Annotated in this window: 23 protein-coding genes; 5 read left to right on the top strand and 18 right to left on the bottom strand. The window is 61.7% G+C overall.

Translation table 11 applies throughout. From position 1 onward, the window contains the following. Positions 1-50: 50 nt before the first annotated feature. Together FAZ98_RS35025 and FAZ98_RS35020 are read right to left on the bottom strand one after the other, a co-directional pair. Positions 51-1664 carry a hybrid sensor histidine kinase/response regulator gene (locus tag FAZ98_RS35025; protein WP_158958970.1) on the bottom strand — a complete coding sequence of 538 codons (1614 nt, stop codon included), beginning with the start codon at positions 1662-1664 and terminating at the stop codon, positions 51-53. A 43-nt stretch (positions 1665-1707) separates the two neighbouring features. After that, the gene (locus tag FAZ98_RS35020) at positions 1708-2337 is read right to left on the bottom strand and encodes an MEDS domain-containing protein (RefSeq protein ID WP_158958968.1); all 630 of its coding nucleotides are present in this window, start codon (positions 2335-2337) and stop codon (positions 1708-1710) included. 629 nt (positions 2338-2966) lie between these two features. Between FAZ98_RS35020 and FAZ98_RS35015 the strand changes: the two genes are divergently transcribed. Both FAZ98_RS35015 and FAZ98_RS35010 read left to right on the top strand, forming a co-directional pair. Further along, positions 2967-3407 (top strand): SET domain-containing protein, encoded by a 441-nt coding sequence (locus tag FAZ98_RS35015; RefSeq protein WP_158958966.1) that lies wholly within the window; start codon positions 2967-2969, stop codon positions 3405-3407. A gap of 301 nt (positions 3408-3708) precedes the next feature. Further along, on the top strand, positions 3709-4176 hold the full coding sequence (locus FAZ98_RS35010; RefSeq protein ID WP_158958964.1) for a hypothetical protein: 468 nt from the start codon (positions 3709-3711) through the stop codon (positions 4174-4176). Between the two features lie 407 nt (positions 4177-4583). Here the strand turns inward: FAZ98_RS35010 and FAZ98_RS35005 are convergent, their stop codons facing one another. The 7 genes from FAZ98_RS35005 to FAZ98_RS34975 form a co-directional block, all read right to left on the bottom strand. Then, complete coding sequence (locus FAZ98_RS35005; RefSeq protein WP_158958962.1) at positions 4584-4790, bottom strand: hypothetical protein; 207 nt, start codon at positions 4788-4790, stop codon at positions 4584-4586. Positions 4791-4864: 74 nt separating this feature from the next. After that, positions 4865-7186: an SMC family protein gene (locus tag FAZ98_RS35000; RefSeq protein WP_158958960.1), complete on the bottom strand. Its 2322-nt coding sequence runs from the start codon at positions 7184-7186 to the stop codon at positions 4865-4867. Continuing rightward, on the bottom strand, positions 7174-7770 hold the full coding sequence (locus tag FAZ98_RS34995; RefSeq protein WP_158958958.1) for a hypothetical protein: 597 nt from the start codon (positions 7768-7770) through the stop codon (positions 7174-7176). Before FAZ98_RS34995 ends, FAZ98_RS35000 begins: the two co-directional genes overlap by 13 nt. 244 nt (positions 7771-8014) lie before the next feature. Beyond that, positions 8015-9367 carry a metallophosphoesterase family protein gene (locus FAZ98_RS34990; RefSeq protein ID WP_158958956.1) on the bottom strand — a complete coding sequence of 451 codons (1353 nt, stop codon included), beginning with the start codon at positions 9365-9367 and terminating at the stop codon, positions 8015-8017. A 68-nt stretch (positions 9368-9435) separates the two neighbouring features. Beyond that, positions 9436-9930, bottom strand: a complete 495-nt coding sequence (locus FAZ98_RS34985; RefSeq protein ID WP_158958954.1) for an NADAR family protein — start codon at positions 9928-9930, stop codon at positions 9436-9438. A gap of 157 nt (positions 9931-10087) precedes the next feature. Continuing rightward, positions 10088-11392: a recombination directionality factor gene (locus FAZ98_RS34980; RefSeq protein WP_158958952.1), complete on the bottom strand. Its 1305-nt coding sequence runs from the start codon at positions 11390-11392 to the stop codon at positions 10088-10090. Next, a complete protein-coding gene (locus tag FAZ98_RS34975; protein ID WP_158958950.1) occupies positions 11389-11658 on the bottom strand; it encodes a DUF7696 family protein in 270 nt (89 codons plus the stop codon). The genes FAZ98_RS34980 and FAZ98_RS34975 overlap by 4 nt, the downstream gene beginning before the upstream one ends. Positions 11659-12307: 649 nt before the next feature. Between FAZ98_RS34975 and FAZ98_RS34970 the strand changes: the two genes are divergently transcribed. From FAZ98_RS34970 to FAZ98_RS34960, 3 genes are all read left to right on the top strand, one after another. Then, entirely contained in the window at positions 12308-12922 is a 615-nt protein-coding gene (locus FAZ98_RS34970; protein ID WP_158958948.1) for a DUF1845 domain-containing protein, read from the top strand. Between the two features lie 94 nt (positions 12923-13016). Beyond that, the gene (locus FAZ98_RS34965; protein ID WP_158958946.1) at positions 13017-13871 is read left to right on the top strand and encodes a hypothetical protein; all 855 of its coding nucleotides are present in this window, start codon (positions 13017-13019) and stop codon (positions 13869-13871) included. 11 nt (positions 13872-13882) lie between these two features. Then, on the top strand, positions 13883-14290 hold the full coding sequence (locus tag FAZ98_RS34960; protein WP_158958944.1) for a bactofilin family protein: 408 nt from the start codon (positions 13883-13885) through the stop codon (positions 14288-14290). Positions 14291-14492: 202 nt separating this feature from the next. Here FAZ98_RS34960 and FAZ98_RS34955 read toward each other — a convergent pair whose 3' ends face one another. The 9 genes from FAZ98_RS34955 to FAZ98_RS34915 form a co-directional block, all read right to left on the bottom strand. Continuing rightward, complete coding sequence (locus FAZ98_RS34955) at positions 14493-15587, bottom strand: porin (RefSeq protein ID WP_158958943.1); 1095 nt, start codon at positions 15585-15587, stop codon at positions 14493-14495. A 111-nt stretch (positions 15588-15698) separates the two neighbouring features. Further along, positions 15699-16607: a LysR family transcriptional regulator gene (locus FAZ98_RS34950; protein WP_158958941.1), complete on the bottom strand. Its 909-nt coding sequence runs from the start codon at positions 16605-16607 to the stop codon at positions 15699-15701. After that, positions 16607-17839: an MFS transporter gene (locus FAZ98_RS34945; RefSeq protein ID WP_158958939.1), complete on the bottom strand. Its 1233-nt coding sequence runs from the start codon at positions 17837-17839 to the stop codon at positions 16607-16609. Before FAZ98_RS34945 ends, FAZ98_RS34950 begins: the two co-directional genes overlap by 1 nt. After that, positions 17836-18972 carry a mandelate racemase/muconate lactonizing enzyme family protein gene (locus tag FAZ98_RS34940; protein ID WP_158958937.1) on the bottom strand — a complete coding sequence of 379 codons (1137 nt, stop codon included), beginning with the start codon at positions 18970-18972 and terminating at the stop codon, positions 17836-17838. The genes FAZ98_RS34945 and FAZ98_RS34940 overlap by 4 nt, the downstream gene beginning before the upstream one ends. 235 nt (positions 18973-19207) lie before the next feature. After that, positions 19208-20917, bottom strand: a complete 1710-nt coding sequence (locus tag FAZ98_RS34935; protein WP_158958935.1) for an ATP-dependent helicase — start codon at positions 20915-20917, stop codon at positions 19208-19210. A 10-nt stretch (positions 20918-20927) separates the two neighbouring features. Then, positions 20928-21785 carry an ATPase gene (locus FAZ98_RS34930; RefSeq protein WP_158958933.1) on the bottom strand — a complete coding sequence of 286 codons (858 nt, stop codon included), beginning with the start codon at positions 21783-21785 and terminating at the stop codon, positions 20928-20930. A 247-nt stretch (positions 21786-22032) separates the two neighbouring features. Then, the gene (locus FAZ98_RS34925) at positions 22033-22590 is read right to left on the bottom strand and encodes a DUF4400 domain-containing protein (protein WP_325073088.1); all 558 of its coding nucleotides are present in this window, start codon (positions 22588-22590) and stop codon (positions 22033-22035) included. A gap of 40 nt (positions 22591-22630) precedes the next feature. Next, positions 22631-22891 carry a hypothetical protein gene (locus tag FAZ98_RS34920; protein ID WP_158958929.1) on the bottom strand — a complete coding sequence of 87 codons (261 nt, stop codon included), beginning with the start codon at positions 22889-22891 and terminating at the stop codon, positions 22631-22633. After that, complete coding sequence (locus FAZ98_RS34915) at positions 22848-23369, bottom strand: hypothetical protein (protein ID WP_158958927.1); 522 nt, start codon at positions 23367-23369, stop codon at positions 22848-22850. Before FAZ98_RS34915 ends, FAZ98_RS34920 begins: the two co-directional genes overlap by 44 nt. Positions 23370-23381 lie beyond the last annotated feature (12 nt).

Genomic DNA, 23381 nt, shown 5'->3' with positions numbered 1-23381 from the left:
CACTACTCGCTAGCCTTTCTCCGGCGTACCGGTCGATGCATCGCAACGAATTAACGTGGCGCGTCTTTCCCGTTCAATGCGTCGACCAGTTCCGGCAACGCCATCGGCTTGACGAAGTGCCGTTCGAAACCCGCCGCGCTGGAAAGCTTGAGGTCTTCGGCCATGCCGTAGCCACTCAAGGCAAACAAGCGCAGTTCCGCGTGCACGGGCTGTCTGCGAAGCGCGTTCGCCAGTTCATAGCCGCTCATGCCCGGCAGCCCGATGTCCAACACGGCAATCTCGGGCCTGAATTGCTCGGCCAGATCCAGCGCCTCGATAGGGTCCGCTGCCGTCGCCACCTTGAAACCGACGTCGGTGAGAAATGCCTCCATCGAAAGGAGCCCATCGACATTGTCGTCGACCAGCAAGACACGCGTGCCCGATTGCCCCGAAAGGACGTTCGCGTCCGGTAGCCGGGGAGCCGGAACGCTTTCCAGCTCCGCGCGGCTCGCATGCGGGAGCGTGACCGTGAATGTCGATCCTGTTCCCGGTCCGTCGCTGCATGCCGTGATCGAGCCGCCGTGCAACTCGACCAGACTCTTGACGAGCGCCAGCCCGATACCAAGTCCGCCCTTGGCCCGCTCGATCGTCGTACTGCCCTGCTCGAAAATCCTGAAGAGTCTTGGCATCAGTTCGGCGCTGATACCGGCGCCGTTGTCGCTGATCGAAACGACCACGTGACTGGCGCTGGTTTCCGCCTTTACGCGGATATAGCCGCCGACATCCGTGTACTTCGCTGCATTGTTCAGCAGATTGCTGAAGGCTTGGGTCAGGCGCGTCAGATCGCCAAAAATCTGCGCTCCGTCGTCCGACATGGCGACGGAAAGGCGCTGGTTGCGCTGCTCCATGAGCGGACTCGCAGACTCGATCGCACGCGTGATGATCAAGCCGATCCGCAATCCCTCACGATGCAGCTCGATCTTCCCGCGCGTGATGCGGCTGACGTCGAGCAGATCCTCCACGAGACGCGACAGATGGCCGACCTGCCGCTCCAGGATCTGGTGATAGCCATCCGCGGTGTTGCCGTTCTCTCGCCGGATCATTGCCAGCGCAGTCGAGATAGGCGCGAGCGGATTGCGCAATTCGTGCCCCAGCATGGCGAGGAACTCGTCCTTGGCCCGGTTTGCCTCTTCGCGTTCGTAGGCGGCACGCGCAACCATGATGCCGGACGCCGCCTGGGATGCCGCCGCCCGCAGAATCGCCATCTGGTTGACGCCGGGAAATCCCGGCGTCATCGAACCGAACCAGATGCTGCCTTGCCCCGAACTGAATCCCATGCTCAGGCGGATCATGCTCATTCGCCCGATCGGCGTGTCGCATTCGCTGCCCCGCGTGCGGATGGGCAAGCCGCGCCACGCATCGATGGCAGTTAGCCACCCGTCGCGTAGCTCTGGAGCCAAACTCTCGCCTCGTACCCGCATTTGTACGATGGACGGCGCGCCGGGCAACCACGGCACATCGACGTAGCAAACGTCGAGCGAAACGATTCGCTCAATGGCCTGCGACATCGACTCCACGATCGCGTTGCCGTCGCGTCCCATCCACAACGCCGGCAAGCCGAGCAACCCGAGCAGGTCACGGAGCGCACGCTCGAGGCTTTCCCCGTCCGAGAGATCGGTGTTCATTGACCGCTACCTAGCATGGTGTGCACGGGTACAAGGCGAGGCGTCACGCGCTGGCTCGCGATTTTCGCGCCTCGAGTTCTTTCAGCATTTCCGATGGCGGAATGAAGAACGGATTTTCCTGCACGATGCCGTTGATAAGCGTGAGCGGATGGGTCCGCAGTACATCCATTAGCATGGCGCCGGACAGTTTGGCCATGTCGTAAACGCACACGGCCGGCTGACGGTTGCGCTCGATGATCTCGTTCACCTCGGCTTCATAGGTGATCAGTTCGGGTGCGGTTTCGAAATCTTCGAACGCCCAGTCCATGTTGCCCATGATGCGCAGTCGTGAAAATCCCATGTCGCGGCCGGTACCGGTCAAACGTTCCACCATGCCGAGCATGCGGTCCTTGTCGAATTTGCCGTCTTCGCCGAGATAAGCCTGCGGCCAGGTGACGACTTCGAGTTGCCCGCACGCTTCGCAATGCTGCGTGTCGATGCCGCCTGCTTCGAGCCGTTCACGATGGTCTTCAACATGCGCGGGATCGACGATATGAAAATTCTTCTCCGCATTTTCGATGGCCTGGCGGTAGTAAGGAATCAGGGCATCGTATTCCTGGTCGCGGCTGTCGAAAAACGCGCAGACGTGATAGGCATCCATCAGGGTGCCGGCAATGGTAATCGGGTTGTCCATATCGATCTCGGCTGGGGATTCGCCGCGCGGGGCAAACCTTGGCGGCTTTTACAACGGTGGCGTTGCCGGCCTCATTTTATTGCATTGCGCATGTAAACACTGAAGTTTGAAGGCAGGGGTGCGATCGGATCTTCATACTCTTACATTTAAATGGGGCCATATTTACGCGGTGCGCCGCCCCTTCAGGGTCGCTGCTCTAGCGGCCGGGCAGACCTTCTCTTTTAAGAGGCGTTTTGGTGGACAAGGCCGATGACCGGATTTCGTAGAGAAACGGTCATTAGCGAAGTTGTAATCGAAGGGCCGAGATGGGTCGGCTGCCGCCTGTCACGTCCGGCAAAATCCGGGCCATTTGGAGACATTCGAGTATCCCAGAAAGCCGTCGTTTGGACGACCGCTCTTGGCTATGGACTCAGCCGAGCGAGCGCAAGACAGAACTGTCTCGGCCCTTGCTGCAATTTTTCGCGACTACATGAGTCGTTCGACAGACTTCGGTCAGACGCGTTTAGACCTATTAAGCTTCGTCGCTAAGCGGCGCGTTTCGGGAGCGATGTCCCCGCTAAAACAGTGTCATCGAAGTGGACGAGGCGCACGCTATACTCGCCTTCCCTCCATACACCCAACCCAATAGGATGAAGCGATTTGTTGTCCGGCGGTCGACGATTCACGGCAAAGGCGTCTTTGCACTTCGCCCGATGTTTGCCGGCGAGCGGATCGTCGAATACAAGGGAATGGTGACCTCGTGGTCCGAAGCGGCGCGCTACTGTGCTCAAAGAACTGATGACGAACATACGTTTCTGTTCGGCCTCACCGACGGTCGGGTTATCGACGGCGCACGTGGGGGCAATAGCGCCCGGTGGTTCAATCACGCCTGCGCTGCAAATTGCGAGGCGGTCGAGGAAGACGGCCGGGTCTTCTTTGAAGCGAGCCGTGCGATCAAGCCGGGGGAAGAGCTACTGATCGACTATGCACTGGAACTGCCGAAAACCAGATCAAAAAAAGCAGTGGCCGCATATCGATGCCTTTGCGGCACACGTCGATGTCGAGGAACGATGCTCGGCTCGTCAACTTGAGTCGCTCCGCGCGGGGAGGAGTCTGATCGCATGTGACGCCGGACTGACTTGCAGCCACCAGTCGCTCCAAAGCACGCTGGATCGAAACTTGCCCGACCAGCTTTGACGGCAATCTTTTTGAGTGGTCGCCCCCTTTTTTGACGGCGCGGTTTTTTTGTGGAGTTATACGAATCAGACGGTTAGTTGCACGAAATGCTTCGGAGGGATCTGTGCATTTGAAACAGCACATGCCTTGACTTTGATTTGCGCTCTGTAGCCTGGAATTGCCGTCGATGTGACGGTAATCCCCAGGGAGCGTTCAATGCCTTACCGAAGTCCTTTCTCCTCCATCGTCTATTCGGGCGAAGCGAGCCGTCCGAGCACCATGGAATACCGCGTCGTGTTTACCGCACGAGAACCGTGGCTGGCCATCATCGAGCTGCGACAAACGGACCCCGCGTTTTCCAGTCCCGTCGCCGTGGCCAGCGCGCGAGACCAGGTGGTCAACCGTGTGCTCGACGGTGACCTCCGCGGCCTTCCCCTGGGCGCGCTGCGGCTTGTCGCAACCGACGACTCCGGTTCGTTCGAGTACCAGATGCAGCCGGACATTCACGACTATCTTGAGCGTGGCAACCGGTACAAGGCCACACCACATCCGACCCGCAGTGGCCAGCACGTGGAGCGCATCGAAATCAACCAGGCAAATCTTGTTGCGGGGCGGGTGCGCGTCGATACTGTGCACGCAACGGCCGCTGCGTTGTCCGACGAGGTAGCGGCCGCACTGGGCTGATAAGCGTGCCGGTCTGGTGGTCGCTCTTTGAATGGGGCTGCATGCCGGCCTGGTAAGCGCAAAAAATAAAGCCCGCGACGTCGTTGATGTCGCGGGCTTCTTCATTGCAGGACGGTCGAACCAGAACCACGTTGACCGCCGCATACGATTCAAATCCTTGGCGTCGTGAGACCGCGCGCCGGCGACATGTCGCAAAGATCGGACGTGTCAGCATAAGCAGACATCGCGCAGAGACAAGCCGCGGCGATGATCGACGCCGCGACAGTTGCGATAACGATCTGCCGTCGCATCTGTACCTCCTGAAATGGCTGTTTACACGATCGACGACGACCCTTACCCCATGCCTCGGGGGACGAGTCGTCATCTGATCAACGTGTCCGGCGTTAGCCGGTATGGAAGAAGACCGCCTAGGTACGGCGGCGCTGAATGCTCCACGTTGCGATGTGCAGTGCCGGCGGCGCGCTGACGTTCACCGTTATCCAGCGGCCGTCGACCAGTACATCGCGCAGGCGCGAGCCGTTGAGCGTGTATTCATGCTCACGACCACAACGAGGCATGGCCGCGCGCACCGCATGCGCGGTCGAGCGGACAACAGAAGGATGCGTCTGAAACATTGATTGCTCTCCAGCGAGAAAACGGAGAGCGACCCTTGCGGGGATCGCTCCCCGCAAGGGTTAAAAAGGAAAAATCAACCAGCCATTGCCTCGACGTCGATAACCGCATCGGCTTCGAGCAGGAGGTCCGGTGTCTGCGAAATGAAGAATTCACGTTCGTAGCCGCCCTGGCGGAGGACTTCGCGCTTCATCTTCATGAACTGCGCCTTGCGTTCAGGGTCGAGCGGTCCATCGGACTCGTCGCTGAACAGGGTCCCGTACGGCTGACCGGCATGGCGTGCGAGATACAGCGCAATCCCGCGCGTAAGGCATTCGTTGATCCAGACCTTCTGGCCGCCCGACATCACCGATACCGCCTTGGTGCTGTCGTTGTCGGCATCGTGGACGAGGATCTCGAAACCTTCGCGCAGGTCACCATTTGCAAGCTCACGCTGCGTGCGGATCTCGACCGTGAAACGCGGTCCATAGCACGCAAGCAGCAGGTCATTGACCGTCTGCGTCAATGCCGGGCCTGCGTCGTCGATGGTCAGCGCAACCAGACCATCATTCCCAAGGCCCTTCGCGAGCAGCTTCCAGTGCGCGACCTCCCCGGACAGCAGGTCAGCCCGCGAACGGGTCGCATCGAAACCAGCAAGTTCCGTCGTCATGGCGTCGCGCTGTGTTTCGCGCGTCGCATGCTGACGGATCAATGCCTCGATACGTGCGTCGAGCGCAGCACTGGCCTCGCGGTTCGCGACCATCTGCCGATCCAGACCTGCGATGGCGGCCGAGACATCGAGTGCCGAAAGTCGCGAGACTTCCGTCTGGATATCCTGCAAGGCACTTTCCAGACGCTTCGTCTCGGCGTCACGATGCTCTGTGACCTTCGAGCGTTGTGCGTCGACGCCCGCCAGCTCCGTCCGCGCCTCCGACAGCGCTACCGCGGCCGCCTCGAGAAGCGGCTTGCGCGCTGCAAGTGTCGTTGCTGTCTGCAGATCGCAACGCGCTTTTGACAACGCGTCTGCCGCCTCCTTCAACGCGACGCGCCTGGGCGCAAGCCCGGCCACGACGGGCGTCAGCGTTTCCACGACCGCCTTGCGCTCACGGTAGTTCGTGCGAAGCTGCTCGATGGAAATGCGCTGTTCGGCCGCTCTGGACGACGCCTCGCGCGCCTGGGCAAGCAACGGACAGGACGCGTGCATGGCATGACCCGTACACGGCACCTGATCGATCACGGCTGCCTGCTGCTGCAACGTCGCCAGCAAGGCCGCTTTCGTCTGCCCCTGCTCGTGCACGCCTTGCAGCGCGGCACTCGCGTCAGTCAGGACAGTCTGCTGCGGCTCCAGCTGTGCGATGTCGTTCTGAAGTGCCTGAATCCGCGCCTCTTCGCGACCAATGATCAACCGGGCCTGATCGCACTGCGCCTGGGCGCCTTCGATCCTTGCGCGTTGCGAGAGCGTGGCTTCGTGCGTGACAACACTCTTTCCAAGTACTGCGCGCCGTTCATCGAGATGCCTGAGAAGCTCAGCGGCCTGCGAAGCCACGCGCGAGAGCGATGCATTGATCTCGCCACGCTGCTTCTCCAGCTCACGAAGGCGTGCCTCGACCGTGGCCGATTCCGCCTGCTTCGCTGCCAGCGTGGCCCGCTGCTGCGTAAGCGTCTGCGCGGTGGCCAGAAGGCCCTCGCGCTCGCGCCGTGCAGCCGCAATTGACTCGATATCCGTTGCGATCGCGCGCTCCGTCGCCGTCAGCGCTTCCCGCTTCTGGCTCAGGGCAGCGAGTTCGCGCTGAATCGCATCAAGCTTGCCACCAAGCACCTTTGCGACCTCGCCGGCTTTCGCCGACAACGCCCGCAGGTGATCGATGTGAAGCAGCTCTGCAAACAGCGACTTGATCTCGCTGGCGTTATAGGAGGCAAGCGGTCGCCGGTTCTGCGCGGAAAACACACTCGTAAAAAACGATTCGAGCGAACCGCACACCGACTCGACGCAGCGGTCGTAGGTGTCCGCCTTCCCGTCTGATCGCGTACCATCGGGCGCCGTGAAAGGTTGCCAGAGACCGGCGCTATCACGCCACGCAAGGAAATATTCCGCCTTGTTGGTCTTGCCGGGTTTGCGGAAGGCGAAGGTCGAGCGGTATCGCACGTTTGCGTGGTCCCATTCGAGGATCTTCTGCGCATGAGGACCACTCACGTGGTCCCAGTACGAGAAGGCGTCGACGGAGAGCTTCGCGGCGTGCGAGGGCATGATCCGGTACGGATGCAGGTTGTCCATCAGCGTCGACTTGCCCGCGCCGTTCTTCCCCTTGAGGGCAATCAGGCCAACGGGCAGCGACTCGAGATCGAGCGTGACGCTCTCGCGACGCATGCCGTCCCGCACGCCGTGAAAGCCTTCGAGCGTGAGGGTCAGTGGTCGCATGGCAGGCCCACGTCCGTCATGCCCGGCAGACCGGCCGGAACATCGTGCAGGTAGTCCGAGGGCAACCATGGCACATCGTCATCGTCGGGAAACGACGATGAGACGATCCGGTCAATGGGCGCGACAGCAACGGCCGTCACCGACTCTACCGGCTCGACGGGTTGCGCAGGCGTCGGCGGCACAATGGTGCCGTCAATTGCACGCTCCAGCGCCGTGCAGGCCGCCGAGAAGCGCGTCCCTGCCACCTTGAGAAGCTGCTCCCAGTTTTCGCAACCGGTCAGCGCCTTGATCTCACGAGCCGACCACTGACTCGCATAGCCGTGGCTGTGCGACCAGAGCAGGTTCGTCATCTCGACGTCCGGCGCGACGACGAGTTCGAGCTCGTCGGCATCGCGTTCATGGACCATCACAACGAAGCCGTGGCGGACCGCAACAACGGCGCCGCGCGCGGGACCGTAGGGTTGATGAAAAAGCGCCGCGGTGAAACCGGCATGCTTCACGAGAAGCTGCTGGATGTCGACTGCGGACAACGTTGCATTGAAATGCCGGACCCAGTCGGGACCAGCGGGATAAAGACCAAACATGGATACACTCCGGATAGAAAGGACGGGGTGCTCCCCCGTCGGGAGATCGCTCCCCGTCAGGGTCAAAAGAAAATGGATGCAGTGCGTGCTGCGATCGATGCGCCAGGGGCGCGGGGTGAACCTTGTTCCGGCAGTGCGCTCGCGGGCCGAACAATCCAAGCTCTGAACGCACTTCCGGAACACGGCAGTGTTCCTCGCGTGAGCGGGCCGTAGGGGCCCCGCTCACGTGATGGCGGCGTGTTGGCTACGCCGCGAAAAGATCGCCTTCGAGCCAGTCGGTACTGGCTGCTGCAACCGCCAGCGATGGCTTTGAGCACGCCTCGACATCGGTGGCCGCAGTCTGCACCAGTGACAGCGCCACAGCCTCGGTCGCTCCCTCAAGCTCGTCCAGCACCGCGTCGGCGATCGATCCGGCATCGCCTGTTTCGAGCATCTGCAGGCGTTGAAGCAGTGGCGGTGATTCGACACTGGCCAGACCGCACCAACGCACAAGCTTCGCCTCGACCGACGTTTCCAGACTGATGCCCTGCGCGCGGCTGCGTACGACCGGAAGGATGCGAGGTTCAAGCTTCACGCCAGGCGCATGGGCAAACATCGCCTCAATGGCCCCGCGATCCACAGCCTGCCGATGCTCCTCGTCGATCTGCCAGCGGATGCGAACAAACGCGTCGCCCGATGCCGCGGCGAGCGTGGCAAGCCGCTCCATGTCGGGCGGGCCGTCGAAGTCGATGCACACCATGCGGCGTGCAGGTGTGGCCACCAGTTCGGCCGAGGCCGACTGGGTATCCACGTCCCATAGAAGGTAACCTTTCTCTCCCTGCTCACCGAAATGAAAACGGCCGATCGAACCGGGATAGGCAATGCGACGCCCATCGCTCTCCCACGATTGATGTTTGTGGATATGGCCAAGCAGGAATGCCGAGCACTGCGCGTCGAAGAGTGCCGAGAGCGAGAATTCATGATCGAATCCCGCCATCGTCACGCCGTGCTCCGTCTCACAACCCACCACCGTGCCGTGCGAAATGCCCACGGTCGCGATGCCTGCCTCACGCAACTGCGCGTTCACCGTGCCGGATGCGGCCAGATACGTACCCAGCACGTCACCAAGATCGGTGGCCGCAGCGAGCGCGCCAACGCTTGCCGCGAACTGCCCCTTGTTGATCGTTGGCAGACAGGTGAATACCGCATCGGATCGCATGGCGATAACGAGCGCCAGTTCCTTTTCGCTGAACACCGGGCCCGCCGACGCGAGAAAGCCGCCGTTCGCAAACGCCACCTGCTGAATGCGATCGGCAACAAACACCGTATTCGCAGACCCCATCAGCGCGAAGTTATCGAGCGTGCCGGGCGGCTCGTGCGAGAACGTGCCCTGCAGCATGATGACCGGCATCGCGGCAGCGAGCCGGTGGACCCGGCGCGCGAGTGCATTGAGCGCCGGTGAATGTGCATCGAGACGATGATCAGTCGAATCCCCCGAGATGACGGCCACGCGCGCGTTGCGTGCGATCGCGTCCTCGACGGCAAAGCCGAAACAATGATCCGCTTCGTCCAGCCGTTCGGGCGAGTAATGCAGGTCAGAAAAATGGGCAATCTTCAAGATTTACCTCCGTAAACGAAAATGGCCGCCCGAAGGCAGCTCTAAGTGGATTCGCCGCAGAGGCGGCGCTAGAAATACGATTGCGGGTTCAGTAATTCGCGCACCTGCATCAGCGTCTTGCCGAGCAGGTTATGGCCTCTCCATTTCGCCGGGTCGGCGATTGCCGGATCTTTCGCGTCAAGTCCGACGCCCCAGATCAGGTCCCAGGGACTGGCCTCGACCAGCACGGTAGGATCGGAAGCCAGCAATACCGATCGCAGCGCACGGTTCTGTGCGAACTTCTCACGGCAGCCAACGAAAACGATGGATTCCCGCCGCGCTTCCCAGATTGCGAGATCGAAACCGGCGACCTTGCGGCCCAGCGCCTTTTGCGCACGTGGATCGTGCGTTGCCAGCACAGCGCGCGCGGACGCTTCGTCGCAAAAGAGCTTCGCCTTCGCGAACATCATGAACTGTTCTACCGAGGTGAACGCGTAACCGTGGTAAGCAAACTTGCAGCGGTGCCAGTTGCTGAACACGTCGTCCGCGCCGAAAAACGCGGTGTAGTTGCCGATCCTTTGCATCGGACGACTCCTTTCGAGGGGATGGACCGCCGTAAAGGCGGACGGATTTCGATACGCACAAGCGCGGTCGAAAGCGTTTTAGCAAGGTGACTTGCTGAAAGGCTCTCGTGCTGGAGACGGGGGAGTCAGCGCCGGCCCCAGAAGGGGCCGGCACGGGTCATTCGAACACGGCGTCCCGCACCGCTTTCGCAATCTCGCCCTCAAGCAGGGTGTGATCGTCGAGTGCGGTGGCAAGTGTGATGTTCATGCTGTCAACGTCGGCCGCACGCTGCGTCCAGCCGCGACCGAACTTCGCATGCGCATAACAGCGGAAATCCTGCTGTCGCGTCGCTGCGTTCAGGCCGAGGCGGTTGAGCAGATCGGACATTCGGTCGCGCTTTTCTTCGAGCGTTTCCTCATGTGGCATGGGCTCACACCCTGCGTCTTCGGCATGTGAATCGCTCACACCTTGATACACCGCCTCTTCAACGCATCCGGACATGGCCGGATGCAGCGTGTGAACGTTGCTGCCCTCCAGCAGTGCCGACGCCTGAGTTGCTGCCTCCAGCGCCGGGGGATGATCGTCTGCGCCGTCAAGCAGTGCGCTGATATCGATCTCTGCATTGAGCACAGTAAGCATCTGCGCCTGCCGTACCGGATCGCCCGTTTCGTTGATCCGCGTGATCTCGAACTCGCGCTTGGAGAGCGTGAAACGCGTGCCGGTGAGCCGGCCGCGCGCAAGCGCAACGGTCTGCATCGCCGAATACGCCTTCTGCAGCACGTAGATCGAGTTGGTCGGCAGCTCGATGAGTCCCAGCCCCCTGATCTCCGGTACCGCAAAAACGAAGCGTGCGGAGAGATTGCACTGCCGCGACTGGTACTGCGGACACCGCTCGGGATTGCAGACGCCATCGGGTATCGCATCGTCCACGCGCAGCACGCTCTGGCGGGGGCCAAAGTTGCGTTGGGCGCGTTGCGCCCGCGGGTCGCGCTCGGGCTTCGCATACAGCTTGCAGAAGCGGGTGCCGTCCGGGCCGTATTCCGAAAAATACTTGCGTCCGGTCGTGCCCCACGTCGCCATCTCGTTCGGGATGTTGGCCATCCAGTCGTTGAAGGCAAACGTGACCGGGAAACGGTAAAGCCGGAGCCCGTCACCGCGATCTTCACCGTAGAGGCGGAGGATTTCGTCGGCGATTTCGGGATTCGTGAAATCGGAACGCCGGCAGGTGAAATACGGCACGTTGCGTGGCGCGAGCGCGTTGCGAACGTTGCAGCGCCGCTCGATCTCCTCGCCGATCCGCTCGAACGACTCGCCGGCGGCAAGCAGTTCGTCGTACAGCTTCACGGCGCGTTCGTTCCTGCGCGCGACCGACGTGAGCACCTTGATGCCGGGCCGGATACGCCCGATGACGGGCGGCCGCGGGGCGCGCTCCTCGACGATGCTCCGCACGGGCGCACCGTTCATGCTGATGACAGCGTTCATGATGGTTTTCTCGCAAGGATAAAAATCGCCGAGGTGCGCATCTGGCTGGCCGACTGCGCCAGGTTCGATGCTGCGGCCTCTCCGCGGTGCGTGGCGATGTGGGAAAGAACGACACGACGCTCGCCGTCGGCGAGCATTGCGATCTGCGCGACCTCACAGCGCGCGCGCCAGGCGCGCGTCGTGGTGTCGTTTGTGGCGCGCTCGCTTTCGATCGTGCTGCTGATCGTGTCGGCGATGCGCTGGTCAACGGAACTGGAGAGAAGCATGGGGCGCCTCCGGGAAAGGAATGAAAAAACACAGGACGAAAAAAAACGCGCACCTCGCTGGGGAGGAACGCGTTTTCTGGAACCGGATGAAGATGACCCGCACGCCACGTCCCTTTCGGGGACGTGGCGCACAGGGAGCCGTTGGGCTCATAGCGGGGAACGGAAAGTCGTTCCCGGCGCGACATGATCACGTCGCGCAGGACAGCCCTTTTTCGAAAACATCGAGTTTTCGCCGCAGGATCACGGGTCAGTCCACTTCGATCGCTCTGCCCAGGCTGGCGCCTTGAGAGAGAACACCCGAATGACCGGGGCTCGAACGATGTCGCGGCGCAAATGAATGCGACCGGCAACGAGTATCACGACTGACTGAAGGGGAGCGCGTGGCGAGACGCTCAGCACAAGAGAGATTCCACACCAGGGCCAGCTGGTCGGAGCATGCCGCGAGGGCATGGCTTGGGGCAGTAGACGGACTCCGGGCTACGGAGTCGAGGTCGATGCGTCAGGAGACGCGGGCAATGAAGTCAGTATCAGCGAAAAAAGCCCCTGCGGCGCCCGGAATGATGGCCGATATCGTGCAGCTTTTGCCCATTCTCGTCAGACGAATACCGTTGACAATGGCATCCGAGAGAGACCACACCGAAAACCCATCATGGCCGCCGTACTTGAAACGGCGCCGCTGCCGGACGATCGTCCCGGCGGGCCGGCGCATGGCGGGACGCCCGAGGCGCCCGCCAACCTCACCGCAGTGCCGTCGGGCACGGGGCTCAAGCCCATCGAGCGTCTGACGAGCGACACGCGCTACGCGAAGATCATCGCCGAAGCGGAGCACCTGACGACGCTCCAGTATTGCTCCCTCTTCACGCGCACGTTTGTGCGGTCTGACTACAACTTCTGTGCGAGCAAGATTTCGGTTGCGCGCGGAGGCAAACTGCACGCTCTCGACGCTGCCATGCGTGAAACCAGTGAATGGTTCCGGAAGGCCATCGACTGGGTGGAGCAGCTTGGAGCACGCCAGATGCCCTGGCCGTCCGAAAGCATCGGGCTGGAGGTGAAACGTCCTCTCGCTGGCCAGCTCGTCCGTTGCCTGTCCCAGTACGAGCGACTGTTCAAGCGTGCGGCCGAGGCGAATCGCGAGGGACGACTTAGCCCTGAGCGTACTGCGGCGATGCTCGCGAACGCCGAGAAAAAACTCAAGCACATCGTTCAGGTGTGCATTCCAGACAACGAAGAATACGACGTCGGTGGCGACCGCCACGACGGCTGAATACCGATACGTCCGCCACGCCCATCATGTTCGCCAGCTTGACTTCGTTGCTGGCCGGATACGCTCGTCCCTATAAACCGTGAGGAGAACACGCATGGAGATCGATCTCCGCGAAATCCAGGATCTGCACGCGCGCTATGCGCGTGTGCCCGTCACCATTGAACTCGAAGCGCAGGTCCGCTCGCGCCCTGTCCCGTTGCTACTCGCACACGATGCCGCGCTTCGCCCGTCCGGAGTCCGGCGAGTCTGGGACGCGCGAGGGAAAATGGGGCGCAGCGCGCTGATGGTGATTGGAGGCACCGTTGTCTGTGCGGCCATCGGCATGGGGGCGGCAAAGCTCTACGCCTCGACGCGCAGCGCCCCTCACATTCAACCTCAACACGCGGGTGCGGCCGGACCCGCGGCATCAACCGTGCCGCCCGGCCCGGCCAGCGTAAGCCCCGCAAGCGATGCCGACGCGTTGACCCAGGGCGACTTTGAGCGATCCTCTGCACGCGCCAGCGGACTGACCGCGGTTGATCCGTCTGAACTGACGCATCATCCAGCAACGCTCGCATCGACTTCCTCTTCCCGCGCCGGCCCGACACCGACGGCTACCGTTGCCGCTACCGATGAGCAGCGCGCCGCGGCTTCCCCGATCCGTCAGCACAGCGTCGAGCGCCCGGGCACACTCACCGTGTCACAACCCGCATCGGCGTCGGCTGCGACGTCGGCGGCAGCGGATCCGCATGCGACAGCGACGGGTAACCGTAGCGCAGTGCCGGACGCGCCGGCAAGAGTCGCATCCGGCTCGCTATCCCCGGCCCCCGCGACTCAGCTCGCCCGTCACACGGTGCATCGCAGCCTGTCCACCGGGCATGGGCAGCAGCAATCCACCGCCGACGGCAAGACAGTCCAGATGAAACCCCTCGCCCCCGCGACCCGCGGCGGCGACGTCCAACTTTTCTGAGGCAGAAGCGAATGAGAACCCAGCTTAATGTAACGCTACTCGCGCCGGGGATCATGATCGAAGGCAACGTTATTCTCGATCATGGCCTAAGCCTGTTCGGTATCGTAGACGGCAACCTGATTGCGAACGAGGGCTTGCTGCACATCGGCCAGGGCGGCCTCGTGAAGGGGCAGGTAGAAGGCGAGCACGTGCGTATCGATGGCACGGTCGAAGGCGACCTGCACGCGCGGGGATCGCTCGAAGTCAACGGACGTGTCAAAGGGAACATTTACTACTGCGGCACGATCCGCCTTGGCCCTTCCGCTTCGCTCGAGGGCCAACTCAAGCGCGTCTCCCGGGAGCTGGTCATCGAGGACACGGCATCGAGAGCGGACGACACATCTAATGTGCAACAGTTGCCGCGAACACTCGCAATATGAGGCGTCCACCTCGCCCTGGGTGACTGCCCAGCGCGTGCTTCCAACGGATGGGGCGATCCAGCTGCTAGCGCCCGTAGCGACTACATCGAAATAGCGGGCGGTGTCCACACCCATACTCTCCACGCTTCTCTCTGATGAAATGTCTTGAAAGGAAGCGCCAACTCTCTCGCCCGACGAGCTGGCAACTTGCCCTCCCTCGTCTTCAAAACGTGTGGATCAGTCCCACGCGCAAGAGCAACTGCGTTTGGGCCGATGACGGACCAATCCTGCGAATGGAAGCCACCGCTGCATCTGACGACTTCTGATATTCCACATCGAGATAGGCGCGCGTAGCCTTTGAAAAGAAGTAGCTGAATCCGGAACTGGTCGTCCACCAGCTCTGTCCTTCGAAATGCTCGAAAGTTTCCATAAACGACACCAAGGCGTCAGGACGGACCAGGTAGGTTGCACCAAGGCGCGCCGCCTGGTCGGTTGCCGCTACGCTGCTCAACTTCAGGCGTGCGTTCGAATACAGTGCATCGATCGTTGCTTTGCCAATCTTGTACGACACCCCTGCGGCAAAGATCTGGTCGTTCGTTAAATCGAACGACGGTGTTTTCGCAACGTTCACACCCAGCACTGTGGGCACGCCCATTGTGCTTGCGCTGAACGGCATGCCGTTGATGTCGAGATAGACCAGCGTTGCGGCAAAAGGTCCATGCGCGTAGCTCCCTTCGAGGCCAATGGTGCGGCCCGATGCTGTATAACCCGAGTCCCGCGAGCCGAAAGCATACATGGCGGCAGCACCTAACTCATGATCGCCCGGCGTGCGGTACTTCACCACATTCGACATGTAGTCGCCGTTTGAGTGGTCCGCGTCCGTGTTCGTGACAACGTACGCACCGCATTCAAGACACGCGAAGTACTTCACCAGGTCAGACATCAGATCGTATTGACGGCCGAGCGTTAGCGAACCGTAAGTGGTATTCGACAATCCGGCCCATGCCTCCTTGAACATTGATCCGCTGGGCGAAGTCGTGCCGTTGTTAAGCGAGAAACCGTTGACTAGCGTGAAAATTGCCTTGGTGCCACCGCCAAGATCTTCCGTGCCTTGAAAGCCGAGCTTGTTGGACCGCTGGATGCCGTCACTGAGCCCAACCAGCGATTTACCCCCTACGTTGTTGACATAGGTAATGCCATCGTCAACTGAGCCGAATAATGTCACCGACGATTGAGCAAAGCTGCGCACCGGTAAAGAAATAATCAGAATTGCGAGAAATAATGAACGATATAAGCGCTTCAAGGCAGTCGTCTCCATTGTTTTTGTCTTTTAAGCGATGTAGATTGATCGCTTCATTTTCGATTTTTACTTCGTTATGCTAACTAATTAACGAGATTTACTTTCTCCACTGGCAATCTCATAGAAAATTCAATCGGCTTCGTGCCACAGCGCTCGCAGAATCGCAACGGAGGCATCTGCCGCTGGACTCAGTGATGTACCTGCAGGCCATGTGACAGTCGCTACATTCGGCAACGAAGGTGGCTCCAGCTCGAAGCATTCGATATCCGCGGGAAGCTGGTTGAGCAGTGCGGGCAAAATCGGCACGATGGCCGTCGCGACACCGCGCCGCACGAGCTCGGTACAAATGGGGAGGGCGCCCACGCGGTACCGGATCGCAATATCAGCAGCTTTCGCCTCTTCCAGATATGCGAAGAGACGCTGTAAACTCACGGCGTTGTCGAGCACCGCGATCGGCTGGCCGATCAGCTTGCGCGCATTGAGCCTGCCGCTGGTCGCCTTGTATCGTCCGCGCGGCGCCATCACGCCGAGGCGCGCGGAAAACAGACGTATGGTTTCGAGTTTGCGCGCGGCCGTCGAGCTCACGTAGGAGAACAGTAATTCGACACCGCCAACTTCGAGCAGCGAGAGCAGTTCGTCGGCGCCGCGCACGATCACGCGCACGCTGAGGCGCGGATGTTGTTTCGCAAGTTGCTCGATAAATACGGGCACAGCGGTGGACGCGAGCGATGCGGTTGCGCCGACAGTCAGCTCCCCTTGCAGATCGTCGCTGGCTTTCACAGTACGCGCGAGACGCCGCGCGTCATTGAGCAGCGAGTTGGCGCCGAGCAAGAACTCCTGCCCGGTCGAGGTTAGCGAAATGCCGATCGAACGCTTGCGATTGAAGAGCCGCGTGCCCAACGACTCCTCAAGCGCATCGATAGTTGCCGACAGCGCGGCACGCGACATGTTGAGCTTTTCCGCCGCTGCCGTGAAGCTGCCCAGCGCTGCGACAGCCGCGAAAGCTTCGAGTTGCTTGAGACTGTAGCCGAGCGCCATCACGCTTCCTTGTGCTGCGCACCCGCCCGGATGCCTTCAGGCGCAACGCGATCAATCATCAGACTAGCGCACGCGGCCAGCGCCAGCACGGCCATCACCAACGTAAATACCATGCCGTACGGGCCGCCCGTGGTTTCGATGGCAAAGCCCATGACAGTCGGTGCTATGACGCCGGCCAGCTGCTGGCCGAAATTGGTCATGCCCGTTGCCGTACCGGCCAGCGACGTTTTCATCCGTTTGAGCACCACGATGGCAAGTAAAGGCGCGCAGCTCGACAGCGCAATTTGCGCGATGCTGAAGAAGACGATGCCCCAGGTGACCTGCGAGACGTACCACGTGAGGCTGGTCGCAGCGATTGTCACCAGCAGCAAGACGAAGACGAATTTGCCTTCTTTGCCGTTGATTTTATCTGACACCATACCGGTGCCGATCATCGCGAAGAATGCCAGCATCGTCGACGCGGCGGTGATCAGACTTGCGCTGGACAAGCTCAACCCCTTCACCTGAATCCAGTAAGTCGGCATCCACTGGAACAAGCCCCACGCAAAGAAACCCACGCCGAACTGCGTTGCGGCCAGCACCCACGCGAGCGGCGAGCGCAGCACAATCGACCAGCGGCCTTCGCCGACCACTGTCGACGAGGCAGTGTCTGACGCACGACGCATGGAGCGCGAGATCAGCAGGAACAGCAGCGTATTGACCACGCCGAGCGCGCCAAATAGTACGAAAGGCGACTGCCAGCCCCAGCGCGACGCGACTGCCGCCACGGCAATCGAGCCAATCGCCGTGCCGAGCGAGGCGCCCGAGGTGAGCAACGCTTTCGCGCGGCCGCGTTGCTCTCGCGGCACGAGATGGGCGACGGCGGCCGAACTTGCCGCTGGAAAGCTGCCTTCCGCGAGTCCGAACAACGCACGAAACACCACAAGCGAAGAGAGCGACCACGCGAGCCCCGTCATGCCCGTGAAGATCGACCAAAGCGACATCACCGTGCCGAGCACCAGACGCGGTCCGAAACGATCGGCGAGATAGCCGCCGATGGGCGTCATGGCCGCGAACCCAAGGAAAAAGCCGCTCAATACCGCGCCCATTTGCGTGGGCGTGAAGTGAAACGCCTTGGCAATCGGCACGGCGAGCACGCTGATCGCCGTCTTATCGAAATAGCCTATCACCCACTGCACGAAGATCAGCGCGATGATCCACCAGTTGCGGCGCATCGAGTCTTCGGCGTTCATCGCGCCACCACCGAGCCGTCGTAGCCGATCGCCGGTGTAAGCGTGCGCGGCGCCGCCGGGTGGCGTGTTTCGATGTTCGCCGCAAGCGTCACGCCGATGCCGGGCGCCTCGGGCGCGATCAGATAGCCAGCCTCGACCTCTAACGCAGTCGCGACCATCGAGTCTTCGCGGCCCTCGATGTTAAAGCTCGGAAACTCCTGGATCAGGAACGCCGACGACGACAGATCGAGTTGCAGACACGCCGCTGTCGAAACCGGGCCGAGCGGATTGTGTGGTGCGATGAGGGCACCCGCTGCTTCGGCAAGCACGGCCGCTTTCCGTGCCGGCGTGAGGCCGCCCACTGCGCAGACGTCGGGACGCAGCACCGCGACCCCCGCGTTGAGCAGTGCCTGGAATTCGGGTAGTGAGACAGCGCGCTCGCCCGTTGCGACCGGCACGCCGATAGCCGCGACGACGGTCGCCATCGCATCGATATTTTCAGGCGCGATCGGATCCTCGAAGAACAACGGCCGCGCGGCTTCGATGCCGCGGCCGATCGCAATGGCCTCGGTCACGCTAAACGCACGATGCGCCTCCACGCAGAGGTCGAAATCGGGCCCGACGGCGTCACGGCACGCCAGTACCTTGTCGACGGCAAGAGTCACGCGGCGGTTGAAAACGTGATCACGCGCGGCGAGCGTGTCGCTCTTGAACGAGGGCAGAATCACGCGGACCGCGTCGAAGCCGAGTTTCTTCACGTGACGGCACGACGCCGCGATTTCATCAGGCGTATCGCCGGTCGCGACGGCGTAGGAGCGCACCCTGTCGCGCGTGCGGCCGCCGAAAAGCTCGTACACCGGCACGCCCAGTGCCTTGGCCTTGAGGTCCCACAACGCGATGTCGATGGAGGCGATGGCGCTCAGCAGAACCGAGCTTCGGAAGAAGGTGGAGCGTTGCGTGTATTGCCAGTGATGCTCGACCTGACGGGGGTCTTTGCCAACGAAATATTGTGCGAGCCGGCCGATTTCGGCGTTGACGGCGTCGAGATGTGCCCAATCCCCGGCTTCGCCCAGACCGACGAGTCCGTCGTCGGTTTCGACGCGCGTGAACAGATACGGCCCGGCCGCAAGGGTGGTGATGCGTACGATCTTCACTTCGTCTCCGCGTTAATGAATTCTTGATTAACGCGAAATGTACTGTTACGACAAAGCTGGTTCAAGCTGTATTTATCGGCGTACATCGTCGGAAAAGTCGACGAATGAGACATGATCCAACAACCGTGCGGTCGACGAACAGTGTGCGATCAATGAGAACGACCGAATTGCATCGGTCCGTCCGTTTTCGCTTGCATTGAATCGATGGCGTTTCAAGAGCGGCTATTGCCCGATCCTATGTCTCGGGGACTTGAGCCTCACAAATGAAGCGGGAGGCGGGATTTTTGCGAATCGAACTGATGACGAGCGTCTCTCTCGCGCGTGTCATCGCGACGTAGAACAGCCGACGCTCTTCCGACTCGGGACTTTTCAGATCCGGAACAACGTTCTCTTCGGCGCGCGTGATCCAGACGTGGTCCCATTCCAGCCCTTTCGAGCTGTGCATTGTCGTGAGCACCAGTGCGTCTTCCGCAGGCTCGTTGTTCGCACGCTTCAGGAACTCGATGCGCTCCGCGAACGTGCCATTGAGGCGCGATATCACGTCGTAGGTGGCCTGCAGCGCTCGCTCAGCCGTTTCCTTGCGCACGTACGTCATCATCCACTCGCGCACACCCTCAAGCGTCAACGAATGAAACTGCCGCTCGCAAAGCGACTGCCATTCCGCCAGCCGCTTCATGAACCCACGATAGGCCGTAGCCGTCTCCTCGCTCAGGCCCAGCGCGACGAGATCTTTCTTCTGTCTCTGCACGAGCGTCGCGCCCATGGCGTTGTGCAGCGCGGTCAGGTCGCGCGTGCTCATGCCGGCATAGCCGAGCACAGCATCCAGACCATTAAGCTTCACGCGCTGCACGATCTGCAGGAGATTGCACATGAGCGCGCCCTCCGGCTGATCCAGGACCGAGCGACCCGAGGCTCGGTAGTACTTCACGCCATACGAGCGGCACACCGACTCAATCGCGTCCAGCACGCGGTTCGTGCGCGCCAGGATCGCGCACATTTGGCCCGCGTGCAGTCGTGGTTGGAGCGTTTCGACGGCGGCCGCCGCGTCGTCATACTCGTCGTTAAAGCGACGCGCGACGATCGTACCGCCCTCGCCTCTGTCCGCGTAGAGGATCTTCGCGATGCGGTCCGTGTTGTGCTGGATCAACCGGTCCGCGGCCGAGAGAATTTCGGCGCGGCACCGGTAATTGCTGTCGAGAATGACGCGTTGCGCTTCGAACTTGGAGGCGAAGCCCTCCATGCCACGATAACCCATCGCAGCACGAAAGCCATAGATGCTCTGGTCATCGTCTCCGACGACCGTCACGCAGGCTCCAGCCTGTGCGTGCAGTTCGACCCAGCGATACTGTAGTGGGTCGGTATCCTGGAACTCGTCAACGAGCAGATGGGTGAACGCGTAGGGTTCGATGTCGCCCGACTCCATGCCGGCGATCGACAGCCGCAGCATGTCCTGAAAGTCGATCTTGTCGTTGCGCGCGAGCGCCTCTTCGTAGGCGGCATACAGGATTGCCTCGGGCGAGCCGTCGATCGCGTGCGTAATACCTGTCTTCAACTGCTCGATGACCGGCACAGCCTCCTCGACTTTCCAGTTCAGGCCCGTTTCCGCGAGCACGCGAATCAGCAGCCCGGTCCGGTCGCCGTCGGACGCGATATCGCGTTTGCGCCCCGACTTCTGGATCTGCCGGAATCCGAGCGAATGGAATGTGCCCGCCACGAGGCGAGTTTTCGCACCCGCGCCCGCCAGCTTGAGAATGCGATCCCGCAATTCAATCGCAGCGTCCTTGCTGAATGTCACGGCGCCGACGCGCGCGCCGGGTTCCGCGAGCAGTGCCGCCGCCTTGGCCGCGATGGTCTTCGTCTTGCCCGCGCCCGGACAGGCAACGGCCAGACAATGCCGCCGCGCCTGCGCCACCTCCAGCTGCTGCGGATTCAGCCCCTCAAGCATAGCCGGGCGCCTAGATCGCGCGAACCGTTGTCATCAGGCGCAGATGGGTCATATACCCGCGCACGCCGACCGGATGGAACTTGCGCAGGAAGCGCCCAACCTCCTCGTCGACGTCGCCCTGGTCGCGTACGCCGTTCCACACGAGAAAGTCGAAGTGGTCCATCACGCGGTCAAAGCGCGTGATGACGGACAGCAGGCGCATAGAAAAGCGCGAATACGCCTCCACCTCGATCGCGAGCGACGGCTTGGTCACCGACGGCTCGAACACGATGTCGCCACGCCCCACCATCTCGCGCTTCGTGCGCTCGCGAAAGCTCTCCGACACTTCAAACTGCTCGGTCACGTAGGCTTCAAGGCCGTCGAGCTGCTTGTCGAAGAACGCGTTGACCGTGGACATGTCCTGCTCGCCGAAGGTCGAGCGGCCGAAACGCTGCATGTTGATGCTCATGCGGTTAAGGTACGGCCACCACTGTTCGAAGAGCGGGCGCAGGCGCGTATGGTTCAGACGGACCGCCGCAGGCACGATGGCCGCGCCCGTGAGCTGCCGGTCCAGCAGGATGCGCCCGATCTCGCGGCGCCGGCGGATGATCGCCGCACGCTCGGCCGGTGGCAGTTCGCGGAAAAGCTTGCGCGTGCGTGCGACCTGTTCGCGCTTTTCGTCCGCCTCACTTTCGGAGATCATGCCCTCGCGATGCAGCGTCGCAGCGTCGCTTTCCATACGCTGCAGTTCGTCTTCGAGTTCGTGATCGTCCGCGCCATCGGTCACCGCGCGATTGTCGTCCAGGCCAGCCGGGGCGGCGGACGCAACCGCCGGATTATTGCTGCCTGCCGCATCGATCTTAGTCGTCTCTTCGTTGAGGGTGCTCATGGGTCGATCCTGAGGAAATTGCACGCGCACCAGCGCGCGGCACCTCCTATTGTTGCGACCTTGCGTCATCGGGGACCGCGAAAACGCGGCAGATTAAAGCGCCTTTGTGGATCGGAGCGGCGGCCGCGACATCGTTCGCCAGCACGATCGCCGTGCGTGGCGCAGTCGCCTGCGCCCCAAAACGCAAAAAGCTCGCGAAATTCGCGAGCTTTCCGGAACGAGATCGATAACGACGGCAACTACCGTGTCACGTCGACGAGTTGGCGACCCACAGCAGCAGCGGCAGCAACACCGCGAGCGCGGTCCAGCTTTGCGCAACAAGCGGCACGGGTAGAAGAAGCACAACGAAGGCGATGCCTGCTGTCACCAGCAGCGCATGGACAGCCAGATGAAATTTCAAGGGACTGGCGAAGCCAGCCGCCGCCGCCCGGATCTTGCGTCGTACAGCGCCGTCGACGGTTGCAGCGATGCAAAGCAGCAGGATTCCCACCAGCCACGTATGCATCACGACCGCCCGATAAATCACTCGGTAGACGAGCATCCAGAACTGCCGGGCCCACGTCCGCGCGAAACTGTGCATGCCGTCGGCGTCGAGCTCGTCGTCACCGCCTGCGTCAAGCGTCGCCTGCACCGCCCCCGTGTTGACAAACATGCGCCGGAACGACGCGTTCGTTGCGTCAACTGCCGCCGCTGCGCGATCGTCGCCAAGTGCGTGTGCCACCGACTGCGATTCCGCGTCGCTGATCTCAAAGAGCGCGCGATCGGGCACGGCCGGGAGAATCACGCACGCGAGCAGCGGAAGCACGATAAACCACCATTTAACATGGCTGACGAAGCGGCTCCCGCTAGCCATGGATCCACGCTCCGACCTGGAAGATCAGATACGCCGGGAACACCAGCAGACCCGCCAGCCCGATCCAGAATCGCACCGGATTTCGGGCCATCACAACCGCCAGTGCCCACGCACGCGCAGATCGCCCGCCGCGAAACTCCGCGGGCGGCATGGCGGTCAGATCGTCCTGCGCGCGCACCGACAGCATGATGCGCCTCGCATCGATCTCGTCAAGCCCCGACAGCTTCGAGATCAGCGTAGTCGTGAGCGACATCGTAGTCCTCGAAGTAGAGACGGAAGCTTTCGCCGTTCAATGCCCGCGCGGCGAGCTGGAAGGCAGCGGTTTTCGGCGTGATCCGCTCCGGGCAGGCCTCGTCGATCATTTCCGTCACACCCTCTCCATAACGCGCTTCGAACTCTGTGACAGCCTCGAACATCGGGGACCAGACGTGCACGCGGTCTCCCTCGCGCGCAACGTAGCGACGCGCGTACAGCAGATGCGCGCGCTGGAACAGCCCGCGCATGAACGCGACGTGCGGCTCGCCAGTCTTGCGTACCCGCTTGTACGCGTCGAGGCCGTCTTCGAGCATTTCGCGAAGGAGTGGCTCCCGTTCCCCCACGAAACGCTCGCCGATGAAATCGGCCAGGCGCGTGCACGCCAGCTCGAGCTCGGGGGCGAGGGTAAAGACGGGCACGAGCCGCGACGACAGCCTGTTTTCACGGATGATTTTCTTGAACACGGTCGAATTCATGTGTTTGCTGGA

Origin of the sequence: Paraburkholderia acidisoli (assembly GCF_009789675.1) — a bacterium.
Lineage (GTDB): Bacteria > Pseudomonadota > Gammaproteobacteria > Burkholderiales > Burkholderiaceae > Paraburkholderia > Paraburkholderia acidisoli.
The sequence above is the reverse complement of the archived record's forward strand: the minus strand, read 5'-3'. Positions and strand labels throughout refer to the sequence as shown.

What these genes read in the sequence shown, in the direction of transcription:
- FAZ98_RS35025 (WP_158958970.1), bottom strand. Translation starts at nt 1,664, where the DNA reads ATGAACACCGATCTCTCGGACGGGGAAAGCCTCGAGCGTGCGCTCCGT.
- FAZ98_RS35020 (WP_158958968.1), bottom strand. Translation starts at nt 2,337, where the DNA reads ATGGACAACCCGATTACCATTGCCGGCACCCTGATGGATGCCTATCAC.
- FAZ98_RS35015 (WP_158958966.1), top strand. Translation starts at nt 2,967, where the DNA reads ATGAAGCGATTTGTTGTCCGGCGGTCGACGATTCACGGCAAAGGCGTC.
- FAZ98_RS35010 (WP_158958964.1), top strand. Translation starts at nt 3,709, where the DNA reads ATGCCTTACCGAAGTCCTTTCTCCTCCATCGTCTATTCGGGCGAAGCG.
- FAZ98_RS35005 (WP_158958962.1), bottom strand. Translation starts at nt 4,790, where the DNA reads ATGTTTCAGACGCATCCTTCTGTTGTCCGCTCGACCGCGCATGCGGTG.
- FAZ98_RS35000 (WP_158958960.1), bottom strand. Translation starts at nt 7,186, where the DNA reads ATGCGACCACTGACCCTCACGCTCGAAGGCTTTCACGGCGTGCGGGAC.
- FAZ98_RS34995 (WP_158958958.1), bottom strand. Translation starts at nt 7,770, where the DNA reads ATGTTTGGTCTTTATCCCGCTGGTCCCGACTGGGTCCGGCATTTCAAT.
- FAZ98_RS34985 (WP_158958954.1), bottom strand. Translation starts at nt 9,930, where the DNA reads ATGCAAAGGATCGGCAACTACACCGCGTTTTTCGGCGCGGACGACGTG.
- FAZ98_RS34980 (WP_158958952.1), bottom strand. Translation starts at nt 11,392, where the DNA reads ATGAACGCTGTCATCAGCATGAACGGTGCGCCCGTGCGGAGCATCGTC.
- FAZ98_RS34975 (WP_158958950.1), bottom strand. Translation starts at nt 11,658, where the DNA reads ATGCTTCTCTCCAGTTCCGTTGACCAGCGCATCGCCGACACGATCAGC.
- FAZ98_RS34970 (WP_158958948.1), top strand. Translation starts at nt 12,308, where the DNA reads ATGGCCGCCGTACTTGAAACGGCGCCGCTGCCGGACGATCGTCCCGGC.
- FAZ98_RS34965 (WP_158958946.1), top strand. Translation starts at nt 13,017, where the DNA reads ATGGAGATCGATCTCCGCGAAATCCAGGATCTGCACGCGCGCTATGCG.
- FAZ98_RS34960 (WP_158958944.1), top strand. Translation starts at nt 13,883, where the DNA reads ATGAGAACCCAGCTTAATGTAACGCTACTCGCGCCGGGGATCATGATC.
- FAZ98_RS34955 (WP_158958943.1), bottom strand. Translation starts at nt 15,587, where the DNA reads ATGGAGACGACTGCCTTGAAGCGCTTATATCGTTCATTATTTCTCGCA.
- FAZ98_RS34950 (WP_158958941.1), bottom strand. Translation starts at nt 16,607, where the DNA reads ATGGCGCTCGGCTACAGTCTCAAGCAACTCGAAGCTTTCGCGGCTGTC.
- FAZ98_RS34945 (WP_158958939.1), bottom strand. Translation starts at nt 17,839, where the DNA reads ATGAACGCCGAAGACTCGATGCGCCGCAACTGGTGGATCATCGCGCTG.
- FAZ98_RS34935 (WP_158958935.1), bottom strand. Translation starts at nt 20,917, where the DNA reads ATGCTTGAGGGGCTGAATCCGCAGCAGCTGGAGGTGGCGCAGGCGCGG.
- FAZ98_RS34930 (WP_158958933.1), bottom strand. Translation starts at nt 21,785, where the DNA reads ATGAGCACCCTCAACGAAGAGACGACTAAGATCGATGCGGCAGGCAGC.
- FAZ98_RS34920 (WP_158958929.1), bottom strand. Translation starts at nt 22,891, where the DNA reads ATGTCGCTCACGACTACGCTGATCTCGAAGCTGTCGGGGCTTGACGAG.
- FAZ98_RS34915 (WP_158958927.1), bottom strand. Translation starts at nt 23,369, where the DNA reads ATGAATTCGACCGTGTTCAAGAAAATCATCCGTGAAAACAGGCTGTCG.